Origin of the sequence: Phenylobacterium sp. (assembly GCF_025351295.1) — a bacterium.
Taxonomy (GTDB): domain Bacteria; phylum Pseudomonadota; class Alphaproteobacteria; order Caulobacterales; family Caulobacteraceae; genus Phenylobacterium.
Window position 1 is genome coordinate 1 of sequence record NZ_JANXWD010000036.1, and the last position, 21253, is coordinate 21253.

The 21253-nt window shown below is 70.3% G+C and carries 19 protein-coding genes; 8 read left to right on the plus strand and 11 right to left on the minus strand.

Features of this window, described 5'->3' with window-relative positions; all coding sequences use genetic code 11:
- The 3 genes from Q0R13_RS05195 to Q0R13_RS05205 all read left to right on the plus strand — a co-directional run.
- On the plus strand, window positions 1–544 hold a 544-nt coding region (locus Q0R13_RS05195), incomplete at its 5' end, for a zinc finger domain-containing protein (protein ID WP_293900495.1).
- Window positions 541–1017 (plus strand): signal peptidase II, encoded by a 477-nt coding sequence (gene lspA / locus Q0R13_RS05200; protein WP_293900498.1) that lies wholly within the window; start codon window positions 541–543, stop codon window positions 1015–1017. The genes Q0R13_RS05195 and lspA, both read left to right, overlap by 4 nt.
- Window positions 1018–1100: 83 nt before the next feature.
- On the plus strand, window positions 1101–1655 hold the full coding sequence (locus Q0R13_RS05205; protein ID WP_293900501.1) for a DUF3035 domain-containing protein: 555 nt from the start codon (window positions 1101–1103) through the stop codon (window positions 1653–1655).
- 207 nt (window positions 1656–1862) lie between these two features.
- Here the strand turns inward: Q0R13_RS05205 and Q0R13_RS05210 are convergent, their stop codons facing one another.
- Both Q0R13_RS05210 and Q0R13_RS05215 read right to left on the minus strand, forming a co-directional pair.
- Window positions 1863–4040 (minus strand): xanthine dehydrogenase family protein molybdopterin-binding subunit, encoded by a 2178-nt coding sequence (locus Q0R13_RS05210; RefSeq protein ID WP_293900504.1) that lies wholly within the window; start codon window positions 4038–4040, stop codon window positions 1863–1865.
- A gap of 5 nt (window positions 4041–4045) precedes the next feature.
- Window positions 4046–4522, minus strand: coding sequence for a (2Fe-2S)-binding protein (locus Q0R13_RS05215; RefSeq protein WP_293900507.1), 477 nt, complete (start codon window positions 4520–4522; stop codon window positions 4046–4048).
- 128 nt (window positions 4523–4650) lie between these two features.
- Between Q0R13_RS05215 and Q0R13_RS05220 the strand changes: the two genes are divergently transcribed.
- The 3 genes from Q0R13_RS05220 to Q0R13_RS05230 all read left to right on the plus strand — a co-directional run bounded on the left by Q0R13_RS05220 (window position 4651) and on the right by Q0R13_RS05230 (window position 7288).
- Window positions 4651–5001: a c-type cytochrome gene (locus Q0R13_RS05220; RefSeq protein WP_293900510.1), complete on the plus strand. Its 351-nt coding sequence runs from the start codon at window positions 4651–4653 to the stop codon at window positions 4999–5001.
- An 8-nt stretch (window positions 5002–5009) separates the two neighbouring features.
- Window positions 5010–5894, plus strand: a complete 885-nt coding sequence (locus Q0R13_RS05225) for a bifunctional precorrin-2 dehydrogenase/sirohydrochlorin ferrochelatase (protein ID WP_293900513.1) — start codon at window positions 5010–5012, stop codon at window positions 5892–5894.
- Window positions 5895–5980: 86 nt separating this feature from the next.
- Window positions 5981–7288, plus strand: a complete 1308-nt coding sequence (locus Q0R13_RS05230) for a dipeptidase (protein WP_293900516.1) — start codon at window positions 5981–5983, stop codon at window positions 7286–7288.
- Window positions 7289–7464: 176 nt separating this feature from the next.
- Here the strand turns inward: Q0R13_RS05230 and Q0R13_RS05235 are convergent, their stop codons facing one another.
- The 5 genes from Q0R13_RS05235 to Q0R13_RS05255 all read right to left on the minus strand — a co-directional run bounded on the left by Q0R13_RS05235 (window position 7465) and on the right by Q0R13_RS05255 (window position 13971).
- Window positions 7465–8922 (minus strand): coniferyl aldehyde dehydrogenase, encoded by a 1458-nt coding sequence (locus Q0R13_RS05235; RefSeq protein WP_293900519.1) that lies wholly within the window; start codon window positions 8920–8922, stop codon window positions 7465–7467.
- 25 nt (window positions 8923–8947) lie between these two features.
- Entirely contained in the window at window positions 8948–10606 is a 1659-nt protein-coding gene (locus Q0R13_RS05240; RefSeq protein ID WP_293900522.1) for an MFS transporter, read from the minus strand.
- 34 nt (window positions 10607–10640) lie between these two features.
- Entirely contained in the window at window positions 10641–11567 is a 927-nt protein-coding gene (locus Q0R13_RS05245) for a cytochrome c (protein ID WP_293900525.1), read from the minus strand.
- 53 nt (window positions 11568–11620) lie between these two features.
- Window positions 11621–12079, minus strand: coding sequence for a cytochrome c (locus tag Q0R13_RS05250; RefSeq protein WP_293900528.1), 459 nt, complete (start codon window positions 12077–12079; stop codon window positions 11621–11623).
- A gap of 89 nt (window positions 12080–12168) precedes the next feature.
- Window positions 12169–13971 carry a DUF885 family protein gene (locus Q0R13_RS05255; RefSeq protein ID WP_293900530.1) on the minus strand — a complete coding sequence of 601 codons (1803 nt, stop codon included), beginning with the start codon at window positions 13969–13971 and terminating at the stop codon, window positions 12169–12171.
- Between the two features lie 295 nt (window positions 13972–14266).
- On the opposite strand from Q0R13_RS05255, the gene Q0R13_RS05260 reads away from it, so the two are divergent.
- Window positions 14267–14392 carry a hypothetical protein gene (locus Q0R13_RS05260; RefSeq protein WP_293900532.1) on the plus strand — a complete coding sequence of 42 codons (126 nt, stop codon included), beginning with the start codon at window positions 14267–14269 and terminating at the stop codon, window positions 14390–14392.
- Window positions 14393–14610: 218 nt separating this feature from the next.
- On the opposite strand, the gene Q0R13_RS05265 is transcribed toward Q0R13_RS05260, so the two are convergent.
- The 4 genes from Q0R13_RS05265 to Q0R13_RS05280 form a co-directional block, all read right to left on the minus strand.
- Window positions 14611–16026 carry a M20/M25/M40 family metallo-hydrolase gene (locus Q0R13_RS05265; protein WP_293900534.1) on the minus strand — a complete coding sequence of 472 codons (1416 nt, stop codon included), beginning with the start codon at window positions 16024–16026 and terminating at the stop codon, window positions 14611–14613.
- Between the two features lie 67 nt (window positions 16027–16093).
- The gene (locus Q0R13_RS05270; RefSeq protein WP_293900537.1) at window positions 16094–18475 is read right to left on the minus strand and encodes a PAS domain S-box protein; all 2382 of its coding nucleotides are present in this window, start codon (window positions 18473–18475) and stop codon (window positions 16094–16096) included.
- A gap of 90 nt (window positions 18476–18565) precedes the next feature.
- Window positions 18566–19756, minus strand: coding sequence for an acyl-CoA dehydrogenase (locus tag Q0R13_RS05275; RefSeq protein WP_293900540.1), 1191 nt, complete (start codon window positions 19754–19756; stop codon window positions 18566–18568).
- Window positions 19757–19797: 41 nt separating this feature from the next.
- A complete protein-coding gene (locus Q0R13_RS05280; RefSeq protein ID WP_293900543.1) occupies window positions 19798–20607 on the minus strand; it encodes an enoyl-CoA hydratase/isomerase family protein in 810 nt (269 codons plus the stop codon).
- Window positions 20608–20842: 235 nt separating this feature from the next.
- Here Q0R13_RS05280 and Q0R13_RS05285 point away from each other — a divergent pair, with 235 nt between their 5' ends.
- Window positions 20843–21250: a GntR family transcriptional regulator gene (locus Q0R13_RS05285; RefSeq protein WP_293900546.1), complete on the plus strand. Its 408-nt coding sequence runs from the start codon at window positions 20843–20845 to the stop codon at window positions 21248–21250.
- The last annotated feature ends 3 nt before the right edge of the window (window positions 21251–21253 follow it).

Sequence of the window (21253 nt, forward strand, 5' to 3'; positions counted from 1 at the left end):
GCGCACCGTGATGCAGGCGGTGTTCGAGCGCCTGACCGCCTGGCTGGCCCCGCTGATCCCCTTCACCATGGAGGAGGCCTGGACCACCCGCTATCCGGACGCCCACTCCAACTGCATGCGGGTGATCCCCGATACTCCCGCTGGGTGGTTCGATGGTGAGGCAAACGCGCTTTGGCAGGATGTTCTTACCGTCTTGCCGGTGGTTACGGGTGCCTTGGAACTAGCGAGACGCGACAAGCTCATCGGCTCGTCGCTTGAAGCGGCGCCGACCGTTTGGATCGCAGATCCACAGCTTCGCGAGGCCATCGCACGTGTTGGAGCCGCTGAGACCTTCCGAACGAGCGATGCGACTGTGGACCTCAGCGAACCGCCTGAGCATGCGTTCAAACTGCAGACAGTGCCGCCTGTGGGGGTGGCGGTAAGCAAGGCGGACGGAGAGAAGTGTCACCGTTGCTGGCGGGTCCTCCCTGAAGTGAAGGCGCCGAAGTTCCTCTGCGAACGCTGCGACGACGCCGTCGCGGCGTGGGACGCGGCGCGGGCATGATCAGGGTGACCCGCCAGGGCTGGAGCGCCTATGGCCTGGCGGCCCTGGTGGTCGGGCTGGACCAGTTGACCAAGTACTGGATCCTCTCGGTGCTGAGGCTGCCGGAGTACGGCACTCACCCGGTCGCCGGACCGCTGCAGTTCACCCGCATCTGGAACCAGGGCGTCAGCTTCGGCCTGCTGCAGGCCGGCCAGGATCTGGTGCGCTGGGGCCTGGTGGTGTTCTCCCTCGGCATCGCCGGCCTGCTGGCCGCCTGGGCGCGGACCCAGGGCCGGGCGCTGCCGGCGCTGGGGTTGGGGCTGATCATCGGCGGGGCCCTGGGCAATGCCATCGACCGGGCGCGGTTCGGCGCGGTGGTCGACTTCATCGACGTGCAGCGGCTGGGGTTCTTCCCCTGGATCTTCAACGTGGCCGACAGCGCCATCACCTTCGGGGTCATCCTGCTGCTGCTGGACAGCCTGCGGCGAGAATGACCGGCCTGACGCGTTGGCGCGGGGCCTCGTTTGAGGTATTCACCTGCGTTCACGGCCGGGGGGCCGAAGGAGCTGCCTGCTACATGAGCTTCAACCGAGTGATCGTGGCGACCGCAATGGTCGCGGCCGCGGGCCTCGCCGGCTGCCAGTCGACGTCGAAGGCGCTGGGGATGTCCAAGGTGACCCCGGACGAGTTCCGCGTCGTGACCAAGGCGCCGCTGGTGGTGCCGCCCGACTATTCGCTGCGCCCGCCGGCCCCCGGCGAGCCGCGGCCCCAGGAGCTGCAGCCCGAAAGCGCGGCCCGCAACGCCCTGCTGGGCCAGCGCGAGGCCGAGCAGCGCTCCGACGGCGAGAAGATGCTGGTGGCCAAAGCCGGCGCCGAAAAGGCCGACCCGCTGGTCCGCTATGTGGTCGACGACGAGTTCGGCGATGTGGCCCACAAGGAAGCCAGCTTCGCCGACAAGGTGATGTTCTGGAAGAAGGACGACGCGTCGACGGCCGCCACCTCCGCCCTGGACGGCTCCAGCTCGCCGATCGACGCGGCCGCCGAGAAGGAACGCATCGCCAAGCTCACCGGCGGCAAGTCGGTGATCATCTCGCGGCAGGGCAGGTCGAAGATCAAGCTGCCGGGGCTGTAGGGCGCGTTTCCCTCCCCATCAAGGCCCCATCGGGGGAGGGGGACCCTGCGCAGCAGGGTGGAGGGGGCTTGCAGGAGAGGTCTCGGCGGCGGCGTTGCCCCTCCACCACCCTTCGGGCGGTCCCCCTCCGCCTACGGGTGAGGAGAAGGCGTCGTTGAACCCCGCGACTCACTTCCGTGCATCGCGTCGCCGTGAGGAGGGATGAACTCAGCTTTTCACGAACGGCTGCCTCAGGGTCGGTTGGCCGGTGATCGCCAGGATCGCATTGGCCACCGCCGGGCCGATCACCGGGGTGCCGGGTTCGCCGACCCCGCTGGGCGGGTTGGTCGAGGGGACGATGTAGGTCTCCACCGTCGGGGCCTCGGAGTTGCGCAGCACGCGGTAGGTGTCGAAATTGTGCTGGTCCGCCGCCCCGCCGGTGAGGGTGATCGCCCCGAACAGCGCCGCCGACAGGCCGTAGCAGGTGCCGCCCTCCATCTGGGCGGCGATCTGGTTGGGCGAGATGGCCATCCCGCAGTCCACGGCGGTGACCACGCGGCCCACCTTGGGGACGCCGTTCACCAGCTTCACCTCGGCGACCTGGGCCACCACGGTGCCGAAGCTCTCGTGCACGGCCACGCCACGGGTCCAGCCGTCGGTGGCGGGCGCCCCCCAACCGGCCTTCTCGGCGGCGAGGTTCAGCACGCCCAGGTGCCGGCCCGCCCCGGCCTTCGTGTAGAGCACGCGGCGATACTCGACGGGGTCCCTGCCGGCCCGCCTGGCCAGCTGGTCGATGGTATGCTCCATCACATAGGCGGTGTGGGTCGCGCCCACCGAGCGCCACCACAGCACCGGGATCGGCGATGTGGCCAGCAGCAGCTGGGCGTCGACGTTCGGGGTGGCCTTCAGATAGGGCGAGCCCTTGGCCCCCTCCACCGCCGTGTCGTCGAACTTGGGCACGCCGGTGGGCGAGCCGGCCATGATCGACTGGGCGACCACGCGGTGGCGCCACGTGGCCGGATAGCCGTCCGCGTCGACGCTGACCTGCACGGTGTGGTGCACCATCGGCCGATAGTATCCGGCCCGCATGTCGTCCTCGCGGGTCCAGATCAGTTTCACCGGCCGGCCGCCGCCGACCTGCTTGGCGATGTGCACGCACTCGGCGACATAGTCCGACTGAAAGTTGGCGCGCCGGCCGAACGAGCCGCCGGCGAACAGCGTCTCGATCTCCACCGACCCCGGCAGGGCCAAGGCGATCTTGGCGGTGTTGAGCTGGTCCAGGCTGGGGATCTGCGAGCCGAACTCCAGCCGGGGCGGGCCCTTGCCCACCCGGGCCACGCAGTTCATCGGCTCCATGGCCGCGTGCGCCAGGAACGGGAAGTCGTAGGCGATGGTCAGGTCGCCGGTCGCGGCGGGGGCCGCCGTGCCCTTGCCGTCGAAGCCGGCCCACTTGGCCTTGTCGGGCGCAGGCAGCTTGCCGCTGGCCAGGTCGCGGTACTGCTGGGCGATCTGGGCCGAGCTGCGGGTCTCGGCCTTGCTGTCGTCCCAGGTGACCTTCAGCGCGTCGCGGCCCTTCTTGGCCGCATAGGTGGTGGACGCCAGCACGGCGACGCCGGTGGGGATCTGGTGGACAGCGACCACGCCCGGGACCTTGCGCGCGGCGCTGTCGTCGAACGACGCCACCTTGCCGCCGAACTTCGGCGAATGGGCCACCATGGCGACCAACAGGTCCGGCGCCTGGACGTCCTGGGTGTAGCGCGCGGTCCCGTTCGACTTGGCCTGCGAGTCCTTGCGACGCACCCGGTCTGTACCCACCAGGGTGAAGGTCTTGGGGTCTTTCAGTTTCGGCGTCTCGGGCGGGGCGACCTTGGCGGCCTCGGCGACCAGCGGGCCGAACACGCTGGACTTACCCGAGGCGTGGCTGAGCACGCCGTTGGCGATGGCGATCTCGCCGGCCGGCACATTCCAGGCCTTGGCCGCCGCGGTCACGAACATCGCCCGCGCCGCCGCGCCGGCCGTGCGCAGCTGGGTCCAGGAGTTGTTGATCGCCGACGATCCGCCTGTGCCCTGGGTCCCGCCGACCAGGGAGTTGCCATAGAGCCTGGCGTTGGCCGGGGCCTGCTCGACCTTGAGTGTGGTCCAGTCGGCGTCCAGTTCCTCGGCGACGATGGCCGCCAGGCCGGCATGGCTGCCCTGGCCGAACTCGATGTGCTTGGACACGACGGTGACCGCGCCGTCGGGCGAGAACTTCAGGAACGGTCCGAAGGCGCCGGCCTCGACCTTCGATCCGAACGACAGGAAATCGGCCGGGCCGCAGCCGACCAGCAGGGCGCTGCCGGCCAGGGTGGCGCCGACCACCAGGGCCTCGCGGCGGGTGGGGGCCAGCTTTCCGAGGGGCTTGTTCATGGGGCTCAGACCTTCGCCGGGGCGGGGACGGCAGCGGGCGCCGCGGCCGCTTCCTTGATCGCCGCGCGGATCCGCTGGTAGGCGCCGCAGCGGCAGAGGTTGCCGTCCATCGCCCCGGAGATCGCCGCGTCGTCCGGCTTGGGGTTGACCGCCAGCAGCGCCACCGCGCTCATGATCTGGCCCGACTGGCAGTAGCCGCATTGCGGCACGTCGTTCTTCACCCACGCCGCCTGGATCGGATGGGTCCCGCCCAGCCCCTCTATGGTGGTGATCTTCGCCGCCTTGACCAGCGACAGGGGCAGCTGGCAGGACCGCACCGCCTTGCCGTCCGCCAGCACCGTGCAGGCGCCGCACTGGCCGATCCCGCAGCCGTACTTCGGCCCGGTCAGGCCCAGTTCATCGCGCAGCACCCACAACAACGGGGTGTCGGGCGGCGAACTGACGTCGTGGGGTCGTCCATTCACATCCACCGTCGTCGCCATGAGCCTGCTCGTCCGCCTGATTTGACACCAATCCTAACGCTGTTCAGACCTCGCCGTAAATCCAACCTTGGTCGATCGCCCGGTCGCGAGGTAATCCGTACCGCCCTTGCGAGCCCCCAGGAGAGTCCATGCCCCGCACAGCCGCCCTCGCCGCCCTCGCCCTTTGCCTCTGCGCCGCCCCGGCGCTGGCCCAGGACGGCCAGCAGTTGTTCAACCTGCAGTGCAGCTTCTGCCACAACGACGACAGCATGGGGCCGAAGCTGGCCGGCGTCGCCGACCGCAAGATCGGCTCGACCGATTTCGAATACTCCGCCGCCCTGAAGGCCAAGGGCGAGGCGGGCGCGACCTGGACCGACGCCGAACTGGACAGCTTCCTGAAATCCCCCGCCGCCCACACGCCGGGCACGAAGATGACGATGTCGGTGACCGACGACGCCAACCGCGCCGCGATCGTCGCCTATCTCAAGACCCTGAAGTAGGGCCGCCGATGGACGCCTTCCCCGCCTTCTTCCCGCTGGCCGGCCGCTCGGTGGCCGTGGCGGGCGAAGGCGAGCCGGCGGACGCCAAGGCCCGCCTGTTCGCGGGCTCGCCGGCCACGGTCGTGCGGCTGACCGAAGCCCAGGCGCTGGACCCGAAATCCTATGCGGGCATGAGCCTGGCCTTCGTGGCCGGCGCCGACGAGGCCTGGGCGCGCCAGGCCGTCGCGGCCGCCCGCGCCGCCCACGTGCCGGTCAACGCCGTCGACCGCCCGGCGCTGTGCGATTTCACCACCCCGGCGGTGATCGACCGCGGCGAGGTGGTGGCCGCCATCGGCACCGGCGGCGGCTCGCCGATGCTGGCCACCCTGCTGCGCCACGACATCGAGGCCCGGGTGCCGGAGGGGGCCGGCCGCCTGGCCGCCCTGTTCCGGCTGATGCAGGACGAGGTGCGCGCGGCCTTGCCCGAGGCCGCCGCGCGCCGCCGCTTCCTGCGCGCCGCGCTGACCGGTCCCGCCGCCGAGGCCGCCATGGCCGGCGACCTGGAAGGCGCCAAGGAGCGCCTGCGGGCGGCCCTGGGCGACGGCCCGATGCTGGCCGGCGCGGTCCGCTACATCGACGCCCGCGGCCCCGCCGAACTGCTGACCCTGAAGGCCGCCCGGGCGCTGGCCGCCGCCGACGTCCTGGTCTGCGACCCCGACGCCCACCCCGACGTCCTGGCGCTGGCCCGCCGCGACGCCGAGCGTCTGCCCCCGCGCACGCCGGCTGAACTCGTCGCCCTGGCGGCCGACGGCCTGACCGTCGCCCGCCTGATCGCCGACACCGCCTGGCGCACCGAACAGGCGGCCCTGGACGCGGCCGGCGTGACGACCGAAGTGCTGCCGATCGCCGTTTAGGAGAAACCCTGCCGCCACACGGGCTGTCCTTGACACCGCGCCGCGCCCGGCCTCGCATCGCCGCTCGGGCTTCGCGGGGATGGATCATGCGGTTTGTGAGTTTGACGGGGTCGGTGGTGGCCCTGGCCCTGGCGGCGGCCTGTGCCCACGCCCAGGCCACCGACCCGAAGATCGCCGCCCGGGTCGACAAGGTGCTGGCCGGGACGCCGCTGATCGACGGGCACAACGACCTGGCCGAGCAGATCCGCGGCCGTTTCGACGGCCGGCCTGACCGCGTCGACCTGCGCGCCGACACCTCCAAGCTGATGTTCGATGGCGTGGGGATGATGACCGACATCCCGCGCCTGCGCGCCGGCCACGTCGGCGGCCAGTTCTGGTCGGTGTTCATCTCCCCGGCCTTCGATGGGCCGATCGCGGTGCAGATGACCCTGGAGCAGATCGACATCGTCAAGGGCCTGGCCCAGCGCTATCCCGACGTGTTCGAGATGGCCTACAGCGCCGACGACGTGGTGCGCATCCACAAGGCCGGCCGCATCGCCTCGATGATCGGCATCGAGGGCGGCCACCAGATCGACGACAGCCTGGCGGTGCTGCGCCAGATGTACGCCGCTGGCGCCCGCTACATGACCCTGACCCACGCGATCAACACCCGCTGGGCCGACAGCGCCACCGCCAATCCGCAGCACAACGGCCTGACCCCGTTCGGCAAGGCCGTGGTCCGCGAGATGAACCGCACCGGCCTGCTGGTGGACCTCAGCCATGTGTCGGAGGCGACCATGAAGGACGCGCTCAGCGTGACCCAGGCGCCGGTGATCTTCTCCCACTCCGGCGCCCGGGGCGTGGACAACCATGTCCGCAACGTCTCCGACGAGGTGCTGGCCCTGGTGGCGAAGAACCACGGCGTGGTGATGGCCAACTTCGCCACCACCTATGTCTCCGCCGAGTGCAACCGCTGGGACGCCGACCGATCCGCCGAGCAGGCACGCTATAACGCCCCGCCGTTCGGCGGCCTCTACATCGGCCAGCCGGAGAAGGCCAAGGCGGCGCTCGACGCGTGGGTCAAGGCCCACCCGGCCCCGCCGGTGACGCTCAGCATGGTCGCCGACCACATCGAGCACATCGCCAAGGTCTGCGGCATCGACTGCGTCGGCATCGGCTCGGACTTCGACGGCATCGGCGACACGCCGCTCGGCCTGGAGGGCGTCGACAAGTTCCCCGACCTGCTGGCCGAACTGGCCCGCCGCGGCTGGAGCGACCCTGACCTCGCCAAGCTGGCCGGCGGCAATGTGCTGCGCGTCATGCGCGAGGCCGAGGCCGTGGCCAGGCGCCTCCAGGCCACCACCCCGCCATCCTACGCCACCCTGGCCGAACTGGACGGCTCGCCGAAGCCGTGAGCCGACGCTCAAGAAATCCTTCCCCCTTCGGGGGGAGATGGCCCGACGGCGAAGCCGAGGGTCGATGGGGGAAGTGGATGTCAGATTCATCCTGACACTTCCCCCCGTTGTCGTCCGCCTGCGGCTTTGGCGACATTTCCCCCGGAGGGGGAAACAAGCGACCGTCGTCGGACGCCCTACCCCCGCAGCTGGCCGGCGATGAACTTGCGCACGCCTTCGCCGTAGGGCGGGCGGAGCAGCTTGAGGGGGCCCAGGTCGCGCTTCAACTGGTGGTAGACGGCCTTGCGGTGGCTAAACTCGCGGAAGCCGTCGACGCCATGGTAGCTGCCCATGCCGGAGGGGCCGACCCCGCCGAACGGCAGGTCCTCCATGGCGATGTGGAAGATCACGTCGTTGACCGTCACCCCGCCCGAGGTGGTGCGGTCCACCACCCGGCGCTCCTCCTCGGCGTCATTGCCGAAGTAGTAGAGCGCCAGTGGCCGGCCGTGGCCGTTCACATAGGCGACCGCCTCGTCCAGGGTCTTGTAGGTGACCACCGGCAGCAGCGGGCCGAAGATCTCCTCCTGCATCACCTTCATCTCGTCGGTGGGGTTGAGGATCAGGGTCGGCGGGATCTTGCGGTGCTCCTGCTGGCTGAAGTCCTCGCCGGCCGGGTTGATCTCGACGATCTCGGCCCCCTTGGCGCGGGCGTCGTCGACATAGCCCTTGATCCGCTCGAAGTGCCGCTCGGCGATCACCGCCGTGTAGTCGGGGTTGTCCTTGATGGTCGGATACATGGCGGTCACCGCCGCCGTCGCGGCGGTCACGAAGGCGCCGACCTTGTCCGCCGGGGCCAGCACGTAGTCGGGGGCCAGGCAGATCTGGCCGGCGTTCATGGTCTTGCCGGCCATCACGCGGGCCGCGGCGGTCGCATAGTCGGCCGAGCGGCCCAGGATCACCGGGCTCTTGCCGCCCAGCTCCAGGGTGACCGGCACCAGGTTCTCCGCCGCGGCCTTCATCACGTGCCTGGCCACCGCCGTGGCGCCGGTGAAGATCAGGTGGTCGAAGGCCAGGCCCGAGAACGCCTGCCCGACCTCGGGACCGCCGGGGAACACCGCGATCTCGTCCTCGTCGAACGCACTGGCGAACATCTTCGCCATCAGCTCGGAGGTGGCGGGCGTGAATTCGGACGGCTTGATCATCGCCCGGTTGCCCGCAGCCAGGATGCCGGCCAGCGGCGCGAAGGTCAGGTTGATCGGGAAGTTCCAGGGGCTGATCACCCCGACCACGCCCTTGGGCTGGGACAGGACCTGCGCCTTGGCGCCCAGGAAGCCGAGGATCGCCGGGCTGGTGCTGCGCCGCTCGGGCTTCATCCAGGCCTTCACGTGGGCCTTGGCGTGGCGCAGCGGGCCGACCGAGGCGGCCACGTCGCTGATTTCGCTGACCTCCGCCGAGCGGCTGCCGAAGTCGGTGTTGAGCGCGGCCACCAGCTCCAGCCGGTTGCTGATCAGCAGGCGCACGCAGCGCTCCAGCCGGTCCAGCCGCAGGCCCAGGCTGGGGGCGCCGTCGCGGATGTTGGCCGCCTTCTGCCGGGCCAGCACCGCCTCCATCCGCGCCCGGTCGTCCGCGGCCGCGATCGGCTTGGTGATATTCATCGGCAGGTCTCCCGGGGCGCCGGACTCAAGCGTCCAATCGCCGTCCCTTGGTCTCCGGCAGGAAGAGCAGGCAGGTGACGACCGAGATCGCCGTGAACACCACCGGGAACCACAGACCAGAATAGAGGTCGCCGACCGTCGTGACGATGGCGAAGGCGGTGAAGGGCACGAAGCCGCCCACCCAGCCGGTGCCGATGTGATAGGGCAGGCTCAGCGCCGTATAGCGGACCCGGGTCGGGAACAGCTCCACCAGGCAGGCGGCGATCGGGCCATAGAGCGCCGTGGCGGCGGTCACAAACACCAGCAGCACCCCGAACGCGCCCAGCAGGTTCATCCGCTTGGGGTCGGCCTTCACTGGATAACCGCCCTGGCTGAGCGCGGTCTTCAGGCGGGCCTCGACGCTGGCCTTCACCGCCTTGGCCACCGCCGGCGGCAGGCCGGCCGCGCCGGTGGAAGGGATGGTCTGGGCGCCGATCCGCACCAGGGCCGGCTGGCCGGGCGGGCCGGGCTCGTTCCGGTAGGACACCCCGGCGTTGGCCAGGGTCGACTTGGCGATGTCGCAGGCCGAGACGAAGCTGGCCTTGCCGACCGGATCGAACTGCAGCGAGCAGTCGGCGGGGTCGGCGATCACCGTCACCGGCGTGCGCGCCTCCGCCTCCGCCAGCGCCGGGTTCAGCGTCCGCGCCAGCATGTGGAAGCCCGGGAAATAGGCCGCCAGCATCAGGGTCATGCCGAACAGAAGCACCGGCTTGCGCCCGATCTGGTCCGACAGCCAGCCGAACACCACGTAGCCCACGGCGCTGGCGGCGGTCGCCGCCATCATCAGCAGGTTGATGGTCTCCGGCGGCGCCTTCAGGAACCGCTCCATGAAGGTCTGCACGTAGAAGAAGGTGGTGTACCAGACGGCTCCCTGGGCGAACATCACGGCCACCAGGGCGATCAGCACCAGCTTGAGGTTCGGCCAGCGGCCAAACGCTTCCTTGTAGGGCGCCTTGCACTCGTTGCCCTCGGCCTTGAGCTTGGCGAACTCCGGGCTCTCGCTCAGCTTCAGGCGCATCCAGATCGAGACCGCCAGCAGGACGCCGGAGAACAGGAACGGGATCCGCCAGCCCCAGGCCTCGAACGCCTCGTTGCCCAGCGCCGTGCGCGAGACCAGGATCACGATCAGCGCCCCGAACAGGCCGAACGCCGCCGAGGTCTGGATCCAGCTGGTCGCCCGGCCGCGACCGTTGGCCGGCGCGTGCTCGGCCACATAGATCGCCGCGCCGCCATACTCTCCGCCCAGCGCGAACCCCTGGATGATACGCATGGCGATCAGCAGGATCGGCCCGATGGCGCCGGCCTGCTTGAAGGACGGCAGCAGGCCGATCGCCACCGTCGCCCCGCCCATCAGCAGCACCGTGGCCAGGAACGCCCCCTTGCGCCCCGCCCGGTCGCCGATGCGGCCGAACACCAGGGCGCCCAGCGGCCGGAACAGGAAGCCGGTGCCGAACAGCGCCAGGGCCGCGGCCAGGGCAGCGGTCTCCGGGAGTCCCGAGAAAAACGTCTTGGAGATGATGCCGGTCAGGCTGCCGAACACGAAGAAGTCGTACCACTCGAAGGTGGTCCCCGCGGACGAGGCCGCGATGACGGTGCGCAGCGAAGTCGGCGCGACCTCGACGCCCGGCGCGGCGATCTCCGCCATCGAATCCTCCCTGTCAGCCTGATTTGGCCGGACCCTAGCAGGTCTTGTGCTTGCCATTGCCAGGGCGCGGCGGCAGGGCGTGGATATAGGCCGCCAGCCCGGCCGCGTCGGCGTCGCTCAGCTTGCTGGTGCTGGCGATCACCGCGACCATTCCGGTGGGCTCGTTGAAGCACTTGTCGGTCCCGGATTTCAGGAAGTCGGCGATGTCCTGTTCGGACCAGTCGCCGATCCCGTCCTTGTGCGGGGTGATGTTGGTGGCGAACCGGCCGCCGGCCTCGAGGTTGGGCGCGCCCGCGTAGAGCTTGTCCAGCTCCGGTCCGCCCAGCGCGTTGCGCGCCGTGTGGCACTCGGCGCAGTGCGCCGGCCCCTCGGCCAGGTAGGCGCCGCGGTTCCAGGCCGCCGAGCGCTTGGGGTCGACCGCGAACTCATGCGGCTTGAAGTACAGCAGTTTCCAGAAGCCCACCGCGGCGCGGATGTTGAACGGGAACTTCAGCGCGTGAGGCGCGGACGGCGCGGACGCGGCCGGCAGGGTCTTGATGTAGGCGAACAGGTCGCGGGCGTCAGACGTGGTCATCAGGCTGTAGGCCGAATAGGGGAAGGCCGGGTACAGGTGTTCGCCGTGGCGGCCGACGCCGCGCTTCACCGCATTGACGAACTCCGCCTCGCTCCAGCCGCCAATGCCATATTTGTGATCTGAGGAGATGTTGGGGGCCACGAAGGTACCGAACGGCGACGTCAGCTTCAGCCCGCCGCCCAGCTGGGCGCGGTCCGGCTGGCCGGGCGGGGTGTGGCAGGCCGAGCAGTTGCCGGCGGTGAACATCGCCTCGCCATTGGCCAGGTTCGCCACATGCGCCGCGGCGAGCTCCGAGGCCGGCAGCTTGCGCGGCGCGGTCAGGAACCACAGGGCCGCCAGGACCACGACGGCCAGCAAGGCCACGATGACGATGCCGCGCCTGAGCATGCGACCCTATCCCCCGATCCCGAAACCTGGCGGCATCCGACGCGTCGGCGCGCCTACGTCTTCTTCTTGCGATAGAGGTCGTGGCACGACTTGCAGGTGCCGGCGAGCGCCAGGAACGCCGGCTTGAAGGTCTCGGCGCTGGTGGCCTTGCTGGCCGCGGCGGCCAGCGTCCCCATCTCGGCCAGGCGCTTGTCGAAGTCGGCCTTGTTGGTCCAGATCTTCGGGTCGGCCGAGGTTTTCGGGTCCGCCGCCGTGTTGGCCGGATAGAGGCTCTTCAGCTTCTTGGCGCTGCCGGCGATGCCGTTGGTCAGGTCCTTCAGCTTGGCCGCGTCCCAGGGCGCCTGGCCGCTGGCCAGGCCGGACAGGTCCTTCATGGCCGAGCCGACCTGCTTCATGGTCATCTGCCGCTCTTCGACCGGATTGCCGGCGGCCGAGGCCTGGACGGCCGTCACGGCCAGGGCCAGCCCCGCGCCGGCGATCGCGGTCCACACAACAGTTCGAGTAGGCGTCATTGAGAGCTCCGGAATGCGTCACCGTCCTGCCGAGGACGTAGCCTGACGTTGCTCGGCGAACAAGTCGCAGGCCGTCCCGTACGCCAGCCTCACACGATCTGCGTCTTCACCACCCGGTCCAGCACCACCAGGGGCAGCCGGCCCACCCGCAGCACCTCGTGGAAGGACTTGATGTCGAAGCGGGCGCCCAGGCGCATCCGCGCATCCTCGCGCAGCCGCAGCCACGCGTTGTGGCCGACCTTGTAGCTGCAGGCTTGGCCCGGCCAGACGCAGTAGCGGTCGATCTCGCGCTGCATCCCGCCGCGCGGCCGGCCGGTCGCCTCGACCATGTAGTCGGTGGCCCGCTCGCGGCTCCAGCGCTTGGCGTGCATGCCGGTGTCCACCACCAGCCGCACCGCCCGGAACAGCAGCGACTGCAAGAAGCCGATCCGGCCCAGCGGGTCGTCGTCGTAGCAGCCCAGCTCGTCGCCCAGCTGCTCGGCGTAGAGCCCCCAGCCCTCGCCATAGGCCGCGAACCCGACCCCCTGCCGCCGCAGCATCGGGGTCTCCTTGGCGGCCTGGGCGATCGCCCCCTGCCACTGATGGCCCGGGTAGCCCTCGTGATAGGCCAGGGTCGGCAGGGAGAACCGCGGCCACTCCGCCGTGTCCTTCAGGTTGATGTAGAACCGCCCCGGCCGCTTGCCGTCCAGCGACGGGCCCTGGGCATAGCCGTTGGCCGCCCCGTCCTCGATCGACGGCGGCACGCGCACGATCTCCATCGGCGCGGCGGGCAGGGTGGCGAACACCCGCGGCAGCCGCGCCCGCACGTCGGCGATCCGCCCGTTCAGGAAGGCCAGGATCTCGGCCCGCCCGGCGTCGGTGTCGGCGTAGAGCTGGTCCGGCCGCCTGTTCAGCCCCACCAGCCGCTGGGTCACCGTGCCGCCGGTCAGCCCCTGGGCGCGGAGCAGGGCGTCGATCCTGCCGGTCAGGGCCTTGACCTGGTCCAGGCCCTGCCGGTGCACCTCGTCCGGCGTCAGCTCGGTGGTGGTCTGGAAGGCCAGGGCGCAGGCGTAGTAGGCCTCGCCGTCCGGCAGCTTCCAGACCCCGGGCTCGTGGCGGGCGGTCTTTCGAAGCGCCTCCACCGCCGCCCGCTGGCGCTCCACCGCCGGGCGCACGCTGAGGGCCAGCGCCGCGTCGGCGCGGGTCTTCCAGTCGCCGCCGATCCCGACCGCGGCCGCCTTTCTGGCGAAGGCCACGGACAGGCTGTCCGACGCCGCCAGCTTGGCCAGCTGGACGCTGGCCTGCTCCAGCAGGAAGTCCGGCGCGAGCACCCCCATCGCCGCCTCGGCCTTCAGCGAGGTGGTGGAGTCGTCGATGGCCCCGGCCAGCGCCTGCAGGCGCGTCAGATAGGCCTCGCAATCGGCCGCCGTCTCGACCGGATGCTTCGACTCCAGGAAGTCGGGCAGCGCCTGGTAGGGTCCGGAGAGCTGGCTGACCACGTAGGGCGAATAGGGGGCGTACGAGAACCCGGCCGCCGGCCCTTCGCCGAACCGGAACCGCTCGGCGCCGGTCACCGCCTGGTCGAACTGGTAGACCACCACGTCATAGTCGATCTGCGACGCCGCCGAGAGCTGGGCGCGGTCGATGGTCCTCAGGCGCCCCAGCCGGCCCTTGGTCCGCTGGAACATCGCCGTGCGGCCAAAGGTCGAATAGTTGCTGACCTGGCTCCGCTGCCGCGCCCGGGCGCCCACGTCCAGCCCCAGGCTGGTGGCCTGCTCCGGGCTGTCGTCGACGATCTCCTCCCAGAAGGTATCGAGCAGGCCGCGCAGCCGCGCGTCCTCCGACGACTGCGCCGCCGCCGGCCCCGCGAGAACCGCCGCCCCGGCGGCCTGAAGAAAGACTCTGCGATCCATGACGGGCCCCGACTCTGCTGCGGCGAGCCTAGCCAGAAGCATGGTGCGCCGCTCGTCCAAATTCCGCCCTCAAGCGCCGCGCAACTGGCCGCCTCGCGACGCGGATGGGGAACGCCGATGGGAGACCCGCGCGCCTGGCGCCGGACACACACGGCGCTGGCCCTGGTGGCGGTGGCGCACACGGGCCTGTTCCTGCTGCTGTCCCGCACCCTGGCGCCGGCGCCGATCGCAGCCGGGCCGCAACTGGAGGTGCGGCCGGTTTATCTGGTCCAGACCCGGCGGACCCGGCGCGGGGGTGAAGAAACCGCCGCACGGCCTGAAGCTCGGACCCTTGCCCTGCTTCGTCGCCCCGCCGCCCAGCCCTTTCGCCGTCGAGGCCGACATCCAGGACCCCGACAAGGTGGTGAAGCCGAAGGAGTAGGGCGCGGGGCCAGGAGCGTCCTGGATATCGCCGGATATGGCGTCCCTCCTCCTCGATGGAGGAGGGGAAGGGGTGGTGGTGTGGCCGCTGCGAAGCCGCAGCGCCCCGAGGTCGGCGCCGACCTGCGCCTTCGCCCGATCACCTTGCACTCACCACCATCCCTGCCTTTCCTGCATCGAGGAGGAAGGGGCGCGAAATTTCCCAGACCGAGCAGGTTTCTACTTCGCGCCCACGTAGACCTTCACCAGGTCGAACAGATAGTCCCGCCCATCGTACAGCGACGCCACCCGCAGCCGCTCGTTCAGGCCGTGCACGCCGCCGCCGTCGGGGTCGCCGAAGATGCCGGGGACGCCGTAGATCGCCATCTTCACCGGTCCGAAGTAGAGCCCGTCGGTGGCCCCCGACGACATGGCCGGGACCAGCGGCACGCCGGGGAAGTGCTTCGCCGCCGCCGCCTTCATCGGCTCCACCACCTTGGGGTCCAGCGGCGGCGGGATGGCGATCGGCTTGTCGGGATTGAGGGCGGCGATCGCGACCTTCGGGTCGTCCATCACCCGCATGAGCGTCGCCTGGGTCTCCTGCCAGGTCTCGCCCGGGAAGATCCGGCAGTTGACGATGGCGGTGGCGCGCTGCGGCAGGGCGTTGGAGGCATGGCCGGCGTCCAGGCGGGTGGCCACGCAGTTGGTGTGCAGGATGGAATTCACATTGATGTCGGTGGCGGCGACCTTGGCCGCCTCCGCGTCCGCCGGATTCGCCAGCAGCGCCTTCAGCGCGTTGCCCGCCGCGTCGCCCCGCTCGGCCCGCAGCGCGAAGGTGGCCCGCGTGGTCTCGGTCAGCTTCACCGGGAAGGTGTAGCCCTGGATCTTCATCAGGGCCCCGGCCAGGTGGTAGATCGCATTGTCCGGTGAGGGCCGCGACGAGTGGCCGCCGGGGTTGGTCACCACCAGCTGGAAGTTCTGGCTGGCCTTCTCGCCCACCTGGATCGACAGCACGTCGCGCTTGCCGTCCGGGGTCAGCCGCCCGCCGCCGCCCTCGTTGAGGCCGAAGTCCGCGCGGATCAGGTCGGGCCTGTTCTTCGCCAGCCAGTCGGCCCCGTTGAACGCCTCATTGGTCTCCTCGCCGCAGGTCAGCGCCAGTTTCAGGGTGCGCCTGGGCGGGGTCTTGCCGGCTTTCAGACGCATCAGGGTGTCGACCCAGATGGCGTCGATCGACTTCATGTCCGCCGTGCCGCGGGCATAGAAATAGCCGTTCTCCTCGACCAGGGTGAACGGGTCCCGCGTCCAGTCCTCACGCCTGGCCTCGACCACGTCCAGGTGGCCCAGCAGCAGCACCGCGCCGGCCTTGGGGTCCGAGCCCTTCAGGATCGCCACCAGCCCGCCCTCCCTGGGGTGGCTGGGCTCGGCGAAATAGGTGAGGTCGCCGTCCGCGAAGCCGGCCGACTTCAGCCGCGCGCCCATCTTCGCCGCCGCCTCGGTGCAGCTGCCGACCGACAGCGTGGTGTTGGTCTCCACCAGCTCTTGATAGATCGCCCGGAACGCCTGCTGGTCCGGCCGCGCCTGGGCCGCCGCCACGCCTGGCGCGAGCCCCAGGGCTGTCGTCGCCAGCCCGATCAGTCCCGCCGCGATCGCCCGCATCTACGCCCCCGTGACTCCAGGCCGGCAATCAAGCACGCCGGCGAGGGGGGCGAAAGCCGGACGGCCCTCAGGCGGCGGCGGTCGCGCCGGCCTGCGCCTCGAGCACCTCATCCCGCCGCGCCACGGCCTGGCTGATTTCCGCCAGCAAGACCCCCGGCGAGATCGGCTTGCCGACCACCCCGTCCATGCCGGCGTCCAGATAGGACTGGCGCTGGTGCGAGAGCACATTGGCGGTGAGGGCCACGATCGGCGTGGCCGCAGCGCCGCCGCCAAGGGCGCGGATGCGGCGCGCGGCCTCCAGGCCGTCGATGCCGGGCATCTGGATGTCCATCAGGATCACGTCGAAGCCGCCCCGCGCCGCAGCCTCCACGCCCAGGTAGCCGTCCGCCGCGGTCTCCACCGCGGCGCCCATGTTCTCCAGCAGCTTGGTGGCGATCAGCCGGTTGGTGGCGTTGTCCTCGACCACCAGCACGCGCACGTCCTGCAGGACCGAGAGGCTGGGCTCGACCGGCTCGGCCTGGGCCTCGGCCGGCTCGGCGCACACCTCCAGCCAGAACGTCGATCCCTGGCCCTCGACTGAGACGAAGCCCACCTGGCCCTGCATCAGCTCGGCCAGCCGCCGGGTGATCGCCAGTCCCAGGCCCGAGCCGCCGAACTTGCGCGTGGTCGAGGCGTCGGCCTGGCTGAACCGCCCGAACAGCCGCGCCTGGGCCGCCTCGGGAATGCCCACGCCGGTGTCCTGCACCTCGAAGCGCAATACACCCCCTCTTCCTTCAGAATTGGCATCAGCGCGCCGGCAGCGGATGACAACATGGCCGCGCTCGGTGAACTTCACCGCATTGCCCACCAGGTTGAACAGCGCCTGGCGCAGCCGCACCGGGTCCGAGCGCACCCAGCCCAGGGCCGGATCGGCGTCGACCACGATCTGCAGGTGCTTGGCGTGGGCCTGCGGCTCCAGCAGCCGCACCACGCCGTTCACCAGGGCGGCCGGGTCCACCGGCTCGCAGGTCAGTTCCAGCCGGCCGGCCTCGATCTTGGAGAAGTCGATGACATCGTTCAGCAGCTCGGCCAGCATCCGCCCGCAGTTCAGCGCCTCGTGCAGCAGGCTGCGGCCGTCCTCGGTCAGCTGCTCGGTCTTGAGCAGGTGCAGGACCCCCATCACCCCGTTCATCGGGGTGCGGATCTCATGGCTCATATTGGCCAGGAAGGCCGCCTTGGCCTCCGCGGCGGCCTCGGCGGCGCGCTGGGCTTCCTTGAGCGCGATCTCCTGGCGCTTGTGGGCGTCGCAGTCCTGGATCAGGCCGACCGCCTTCAGCCAGCGCCCGCCCTTGGAGATCATCAGGTGGTGGAAGATGCGCACCCACCGCTCGGCGCCGTCGGGCCGCACGATGCGGGCCTCGAAATACTCGCCGGAGCTCTTGTCGCCGTGGTGCAGGTCGCGGAAGGCGGCGCGCACGTGGTCCAGGTCGTCGGCGTGGAAGCCGGGGTAGCGCAGCTCGGTGGCCTCCAGGTAGCTGGAGTTCCTCTGGCCCGTGATCCGCTCGAACTCCGGCGAGCACCAGAAGGTCTTGCGGACGTGGTCGATCTCATAGACGCCGGCCTCGGCGGCCTGCATCGCCAGGTTCAGGCGCCGGGCGTTGACCGCCACCTCGCGGCGCGCGGTCTTCATGTGCCGCTCGCCGCGGCGCGCCGCGTCGCGGGCGTTGGCCAGCTCGGTGATGTCCTCCGACATGCCGATCAGGGCGAAGGCTCCGCCGGCCCGCGGCTCGGTCAGCACGGTCACCCGCATGGTGATCCAGCGGCTGCGGCCGCGGACCCGATGCTCCATCTGGAACGGCGCGCCGGTGACCAGCGCCTCCTCCATCGCCGCCGTGGTGGGCGTGCGGTCGCGGGGATGCACCAGCTTGAAAAAGGCGTCCGGATCGCCGTGGGCCGCGGGGTCCAGGCCGACCAGGTCCATCAGCTCATCCGACCACCAGATGCGGTTCTCCAGGGGCTCGAAGGTCCAGGTCCCCAGGCCGGCCTGCGCGCCCAGCATCTTGCGGGTGCGCCGCGCCTCCTCGATCTCCTCGCGGGCGGCGCGTTCGGCGGTGGCGTCGCGCAGGGTGACGATGTGGGCGCCGTCCGCCATCACCTGGCGCCGGCCGGCGAACCAGCGCCAGGTCCCGTCCTTGTCGGCGACGCGCAGCTCGGTCTCGCTGACATTGCCGGGCCGGGCCCGCCGGGCCCGCTCACGCACGCCGCTCACATCGTCGGGATGGTAGAAATCCAGGCAGGATCGGCCGATCAGCCGGGCTTCGCTCAGCCCGGTGATGTCGCACCAGGCCCGGTTGACCAACCGGAACAGGCCGTCGGGACCGGCGACATGCATCAGATCGTGACTGTTCTCGAACAGCCACTCGATCATCTCAGCCTTGGCGGCGGCGCGGTTCGCGCTCTCTCCGGCCATCGATCCCCCCAACACAGGTGACGCTAGGATAGCCGCGCACCTGTGAATTTAGTGTTGGGTGAACCCCTGGGGTGTCTTCGGAGGGCCGGTCTAGAAGGCGCTCTCGCCGGTGATCGCGCGGCCCAGGATCAGGGCGTGGACGTCGTGGGCGCCCTCATAGGTGTTCACCGTCTCCAGGTTCTGCGCATGGCGCATCACGTGGTATTCGCCGGAGATGCCGTTGCCGCCGTGCATGTCGCGCGCGACCCGGGCGATATCCAGCGCCTTGCCGCAGTTGTTGCGCTTCAGCATCGAGATCGCCTCCGGGACCCAGGCGCCCTCGTCGATCAGCCGGCCCAGCGCCAGGGCGCCTTCGAAACCCAGGGCGATCTCGGTGGACATGTCGGCCAGCTTCTTCTGCACAAGCTGGCGCGAGGCCAGGGTGCGGCCGAACAGGCTGCGGCTCGACACATAGTCACGGCTGGCGTGCAGGCAGAACTCGGCCGCCCCCATGGCCCCCCAGGCGATCCCGTAGCGCGCCTTGTTGAGGCACGAGAACGGCCCGCGCAGGCCCTCGACATTGGGCAGGATGGCCTCGTCGGAGACCTGCACGTCGGTCAGCGAGATCTCGCCGGTCACCGAGGCACGCAGGCTGAGCTTGCCCATGATCTTCGGCGTCTCGAAGCCCTGGGTCCCGCGGTCGACCAGGAAGCCGCGGATCTTGCCGTCCAGCTTGGCCCACACCAGGGCCACGTCGCAGACCGGCGAGTTGGTGATCCACATCTTGGCTCCGTTCAGCACGAAGCCGCCGGGGACCTTCTTCGCCACCGTCCGCATCGAGGCCGGGTCCGACCCGCCGTCCGGCTCGGTCAGGCCGAAGCAGCCGATGATCCGGCCCGCCGCCATGCCGGGCAGGTACCTGCGCCGCTGCTCCTCCGAGCCGAACGCGTAGATCGGGTACATCACCAGCGAGGACTGCACGCTCATCGCCGAGCGGTAGCCGCTGTCGATCGCCTCGATCTCGCGGGCGATCAGGCCGTAGGCCACGTGGTTCACCCCGGCGCAGCCGTACTCCTCCGGCAGCGTGGGGCCCAGGAACCCCAGCTCGCCCATCTCGGTCATGATCTCGCGGTCGAACCGCTCCTCGGCATAGGCCGAGACCACGCGGGGCAGCAGCGAACCCCGGGCGTAGTCGCGCGCGGCGTCCCACACCATCCGCTCCTCCTCCGACAGCCGCGAGGAGAGGTCCAGCGGGTCGTCCCAGCGATAGGTCTTCTGGGGCGCGCCTGAGTCGGCCGGCATGGGAGGCTCCTTCAAATCGTCGGGCGCGGGATACCGGGTTTTCAGGTCCCCGTGTAGACGCCTTTGCGCTTCTCGCGGAACGCGGCGATGGATTCCTGGGAGTCGTGGGTGGCCTTGCGCGAGAAGCTGAGGCCCATCGTTTCGTAGCTCAGCGCCTCGGCCAGGCCGACCTCCTGGTTGTGCTGCAGCACCCGCTTGGACATCCGCAACGCCAGGGGCGGCCACTGGGCCATCTCCTCGCCGTAGGCCACCGCGGCGTCCAGCAGGTCATCGGCGCCGACCAGGCGGTTCAACAGGCCCAGCCGCAGCGCCTCGTCCGCGCCGATGGTACGGCTGGTGAAGATCATGTCGGCCGCCGCCGCATAGCCGACGATCCGCGGCAGGAAGAAGCTCAGCCCCGAATCCGGCGATAGGTTCCGCTCGATGAACACGCTCTTGAACCGGGCGTGCTCCGAGCCGATGCGGACGTCGCAGGCCACCGCGGTCGACAGGCCCGCGCCGGCCGCCACCCCGTTGATCGCCCCGATCACCGGCTTGTCGAAACTGGCCCACATCGTCGCCCAGCGGCCGACCCAGCCCATCTCGTCCAGCCGCTCCTCGGCGTTGGCGGGCTCCGGCGCGCGCGCCTGGCCGATGGCTGCGGTGGTCAGGTCCGCCCCGGCGCAGAAGCCGCGCCCGGCCCCGGTGACCACCACCGCGCGCACCGCATCGTCCGCCCGCGCCGCCGCCAGCGCCGCCGGCACGTCGCGCATCATCGCCCGGCTGATGGCGTTCAGCCGGTCCTGGCTGTTGAGGGTCAGCACGCCGACCTGCCCGCGCCGCTGGAAGGTGATGGCCTCGTACTCGCCCATGACGGTCCTCCAAACCTGTTTTCCCCACCCTCGCGCCGCTGACGCCCGAGGGGAAGCGCGGAGGACCCCGCGCGGCCTTCTCCCGCAAGGGGAACAGGAGGGTTCGAACAAACCACTTGCGTCTGCTATGGTGTTATAGTTATGTAAAACACCAGATCGGTACGGGACAGACCTTGGGGCCGCCAATGCAGCGCGACGAGAGCCAGGCGGCGCCAAGGTCCAAAGGAACGATCGTTTGCGACTCGCTCGCGTGGGCTATCCGGACGTGTTCATGGATCCGCAGTGGAACGACAGCCAGCCGATCTATCGCCAGCTGCGCGACCGCGTGGTGGCCATGATCCTGGACGGCGACCTGAACGAGGGCGATCCCCTGCCGTCGGTGCGCAACGTCGCCGCCGAGTACCGGATCAATCCCCTGACCGTGCTCAAGGCCTACCAGCAGCTGGACGACGAGCAGCTGGTGGAGAAGCGGCGCGGCCAGGGTTCGGTGATCGCCGTGGGCGCCCGGAGCCTGCTGCTGCGCGACGAGCGGCAACGGTTCCTGGCCGAGCAGTGGCCCGACATCCACGCCACCATCCAGCGGCTGGGCCTGACGCCGGACGACCTGATGCGGCCGTCCGCCGCCGACCGTGGGGAGGGCTGAGGC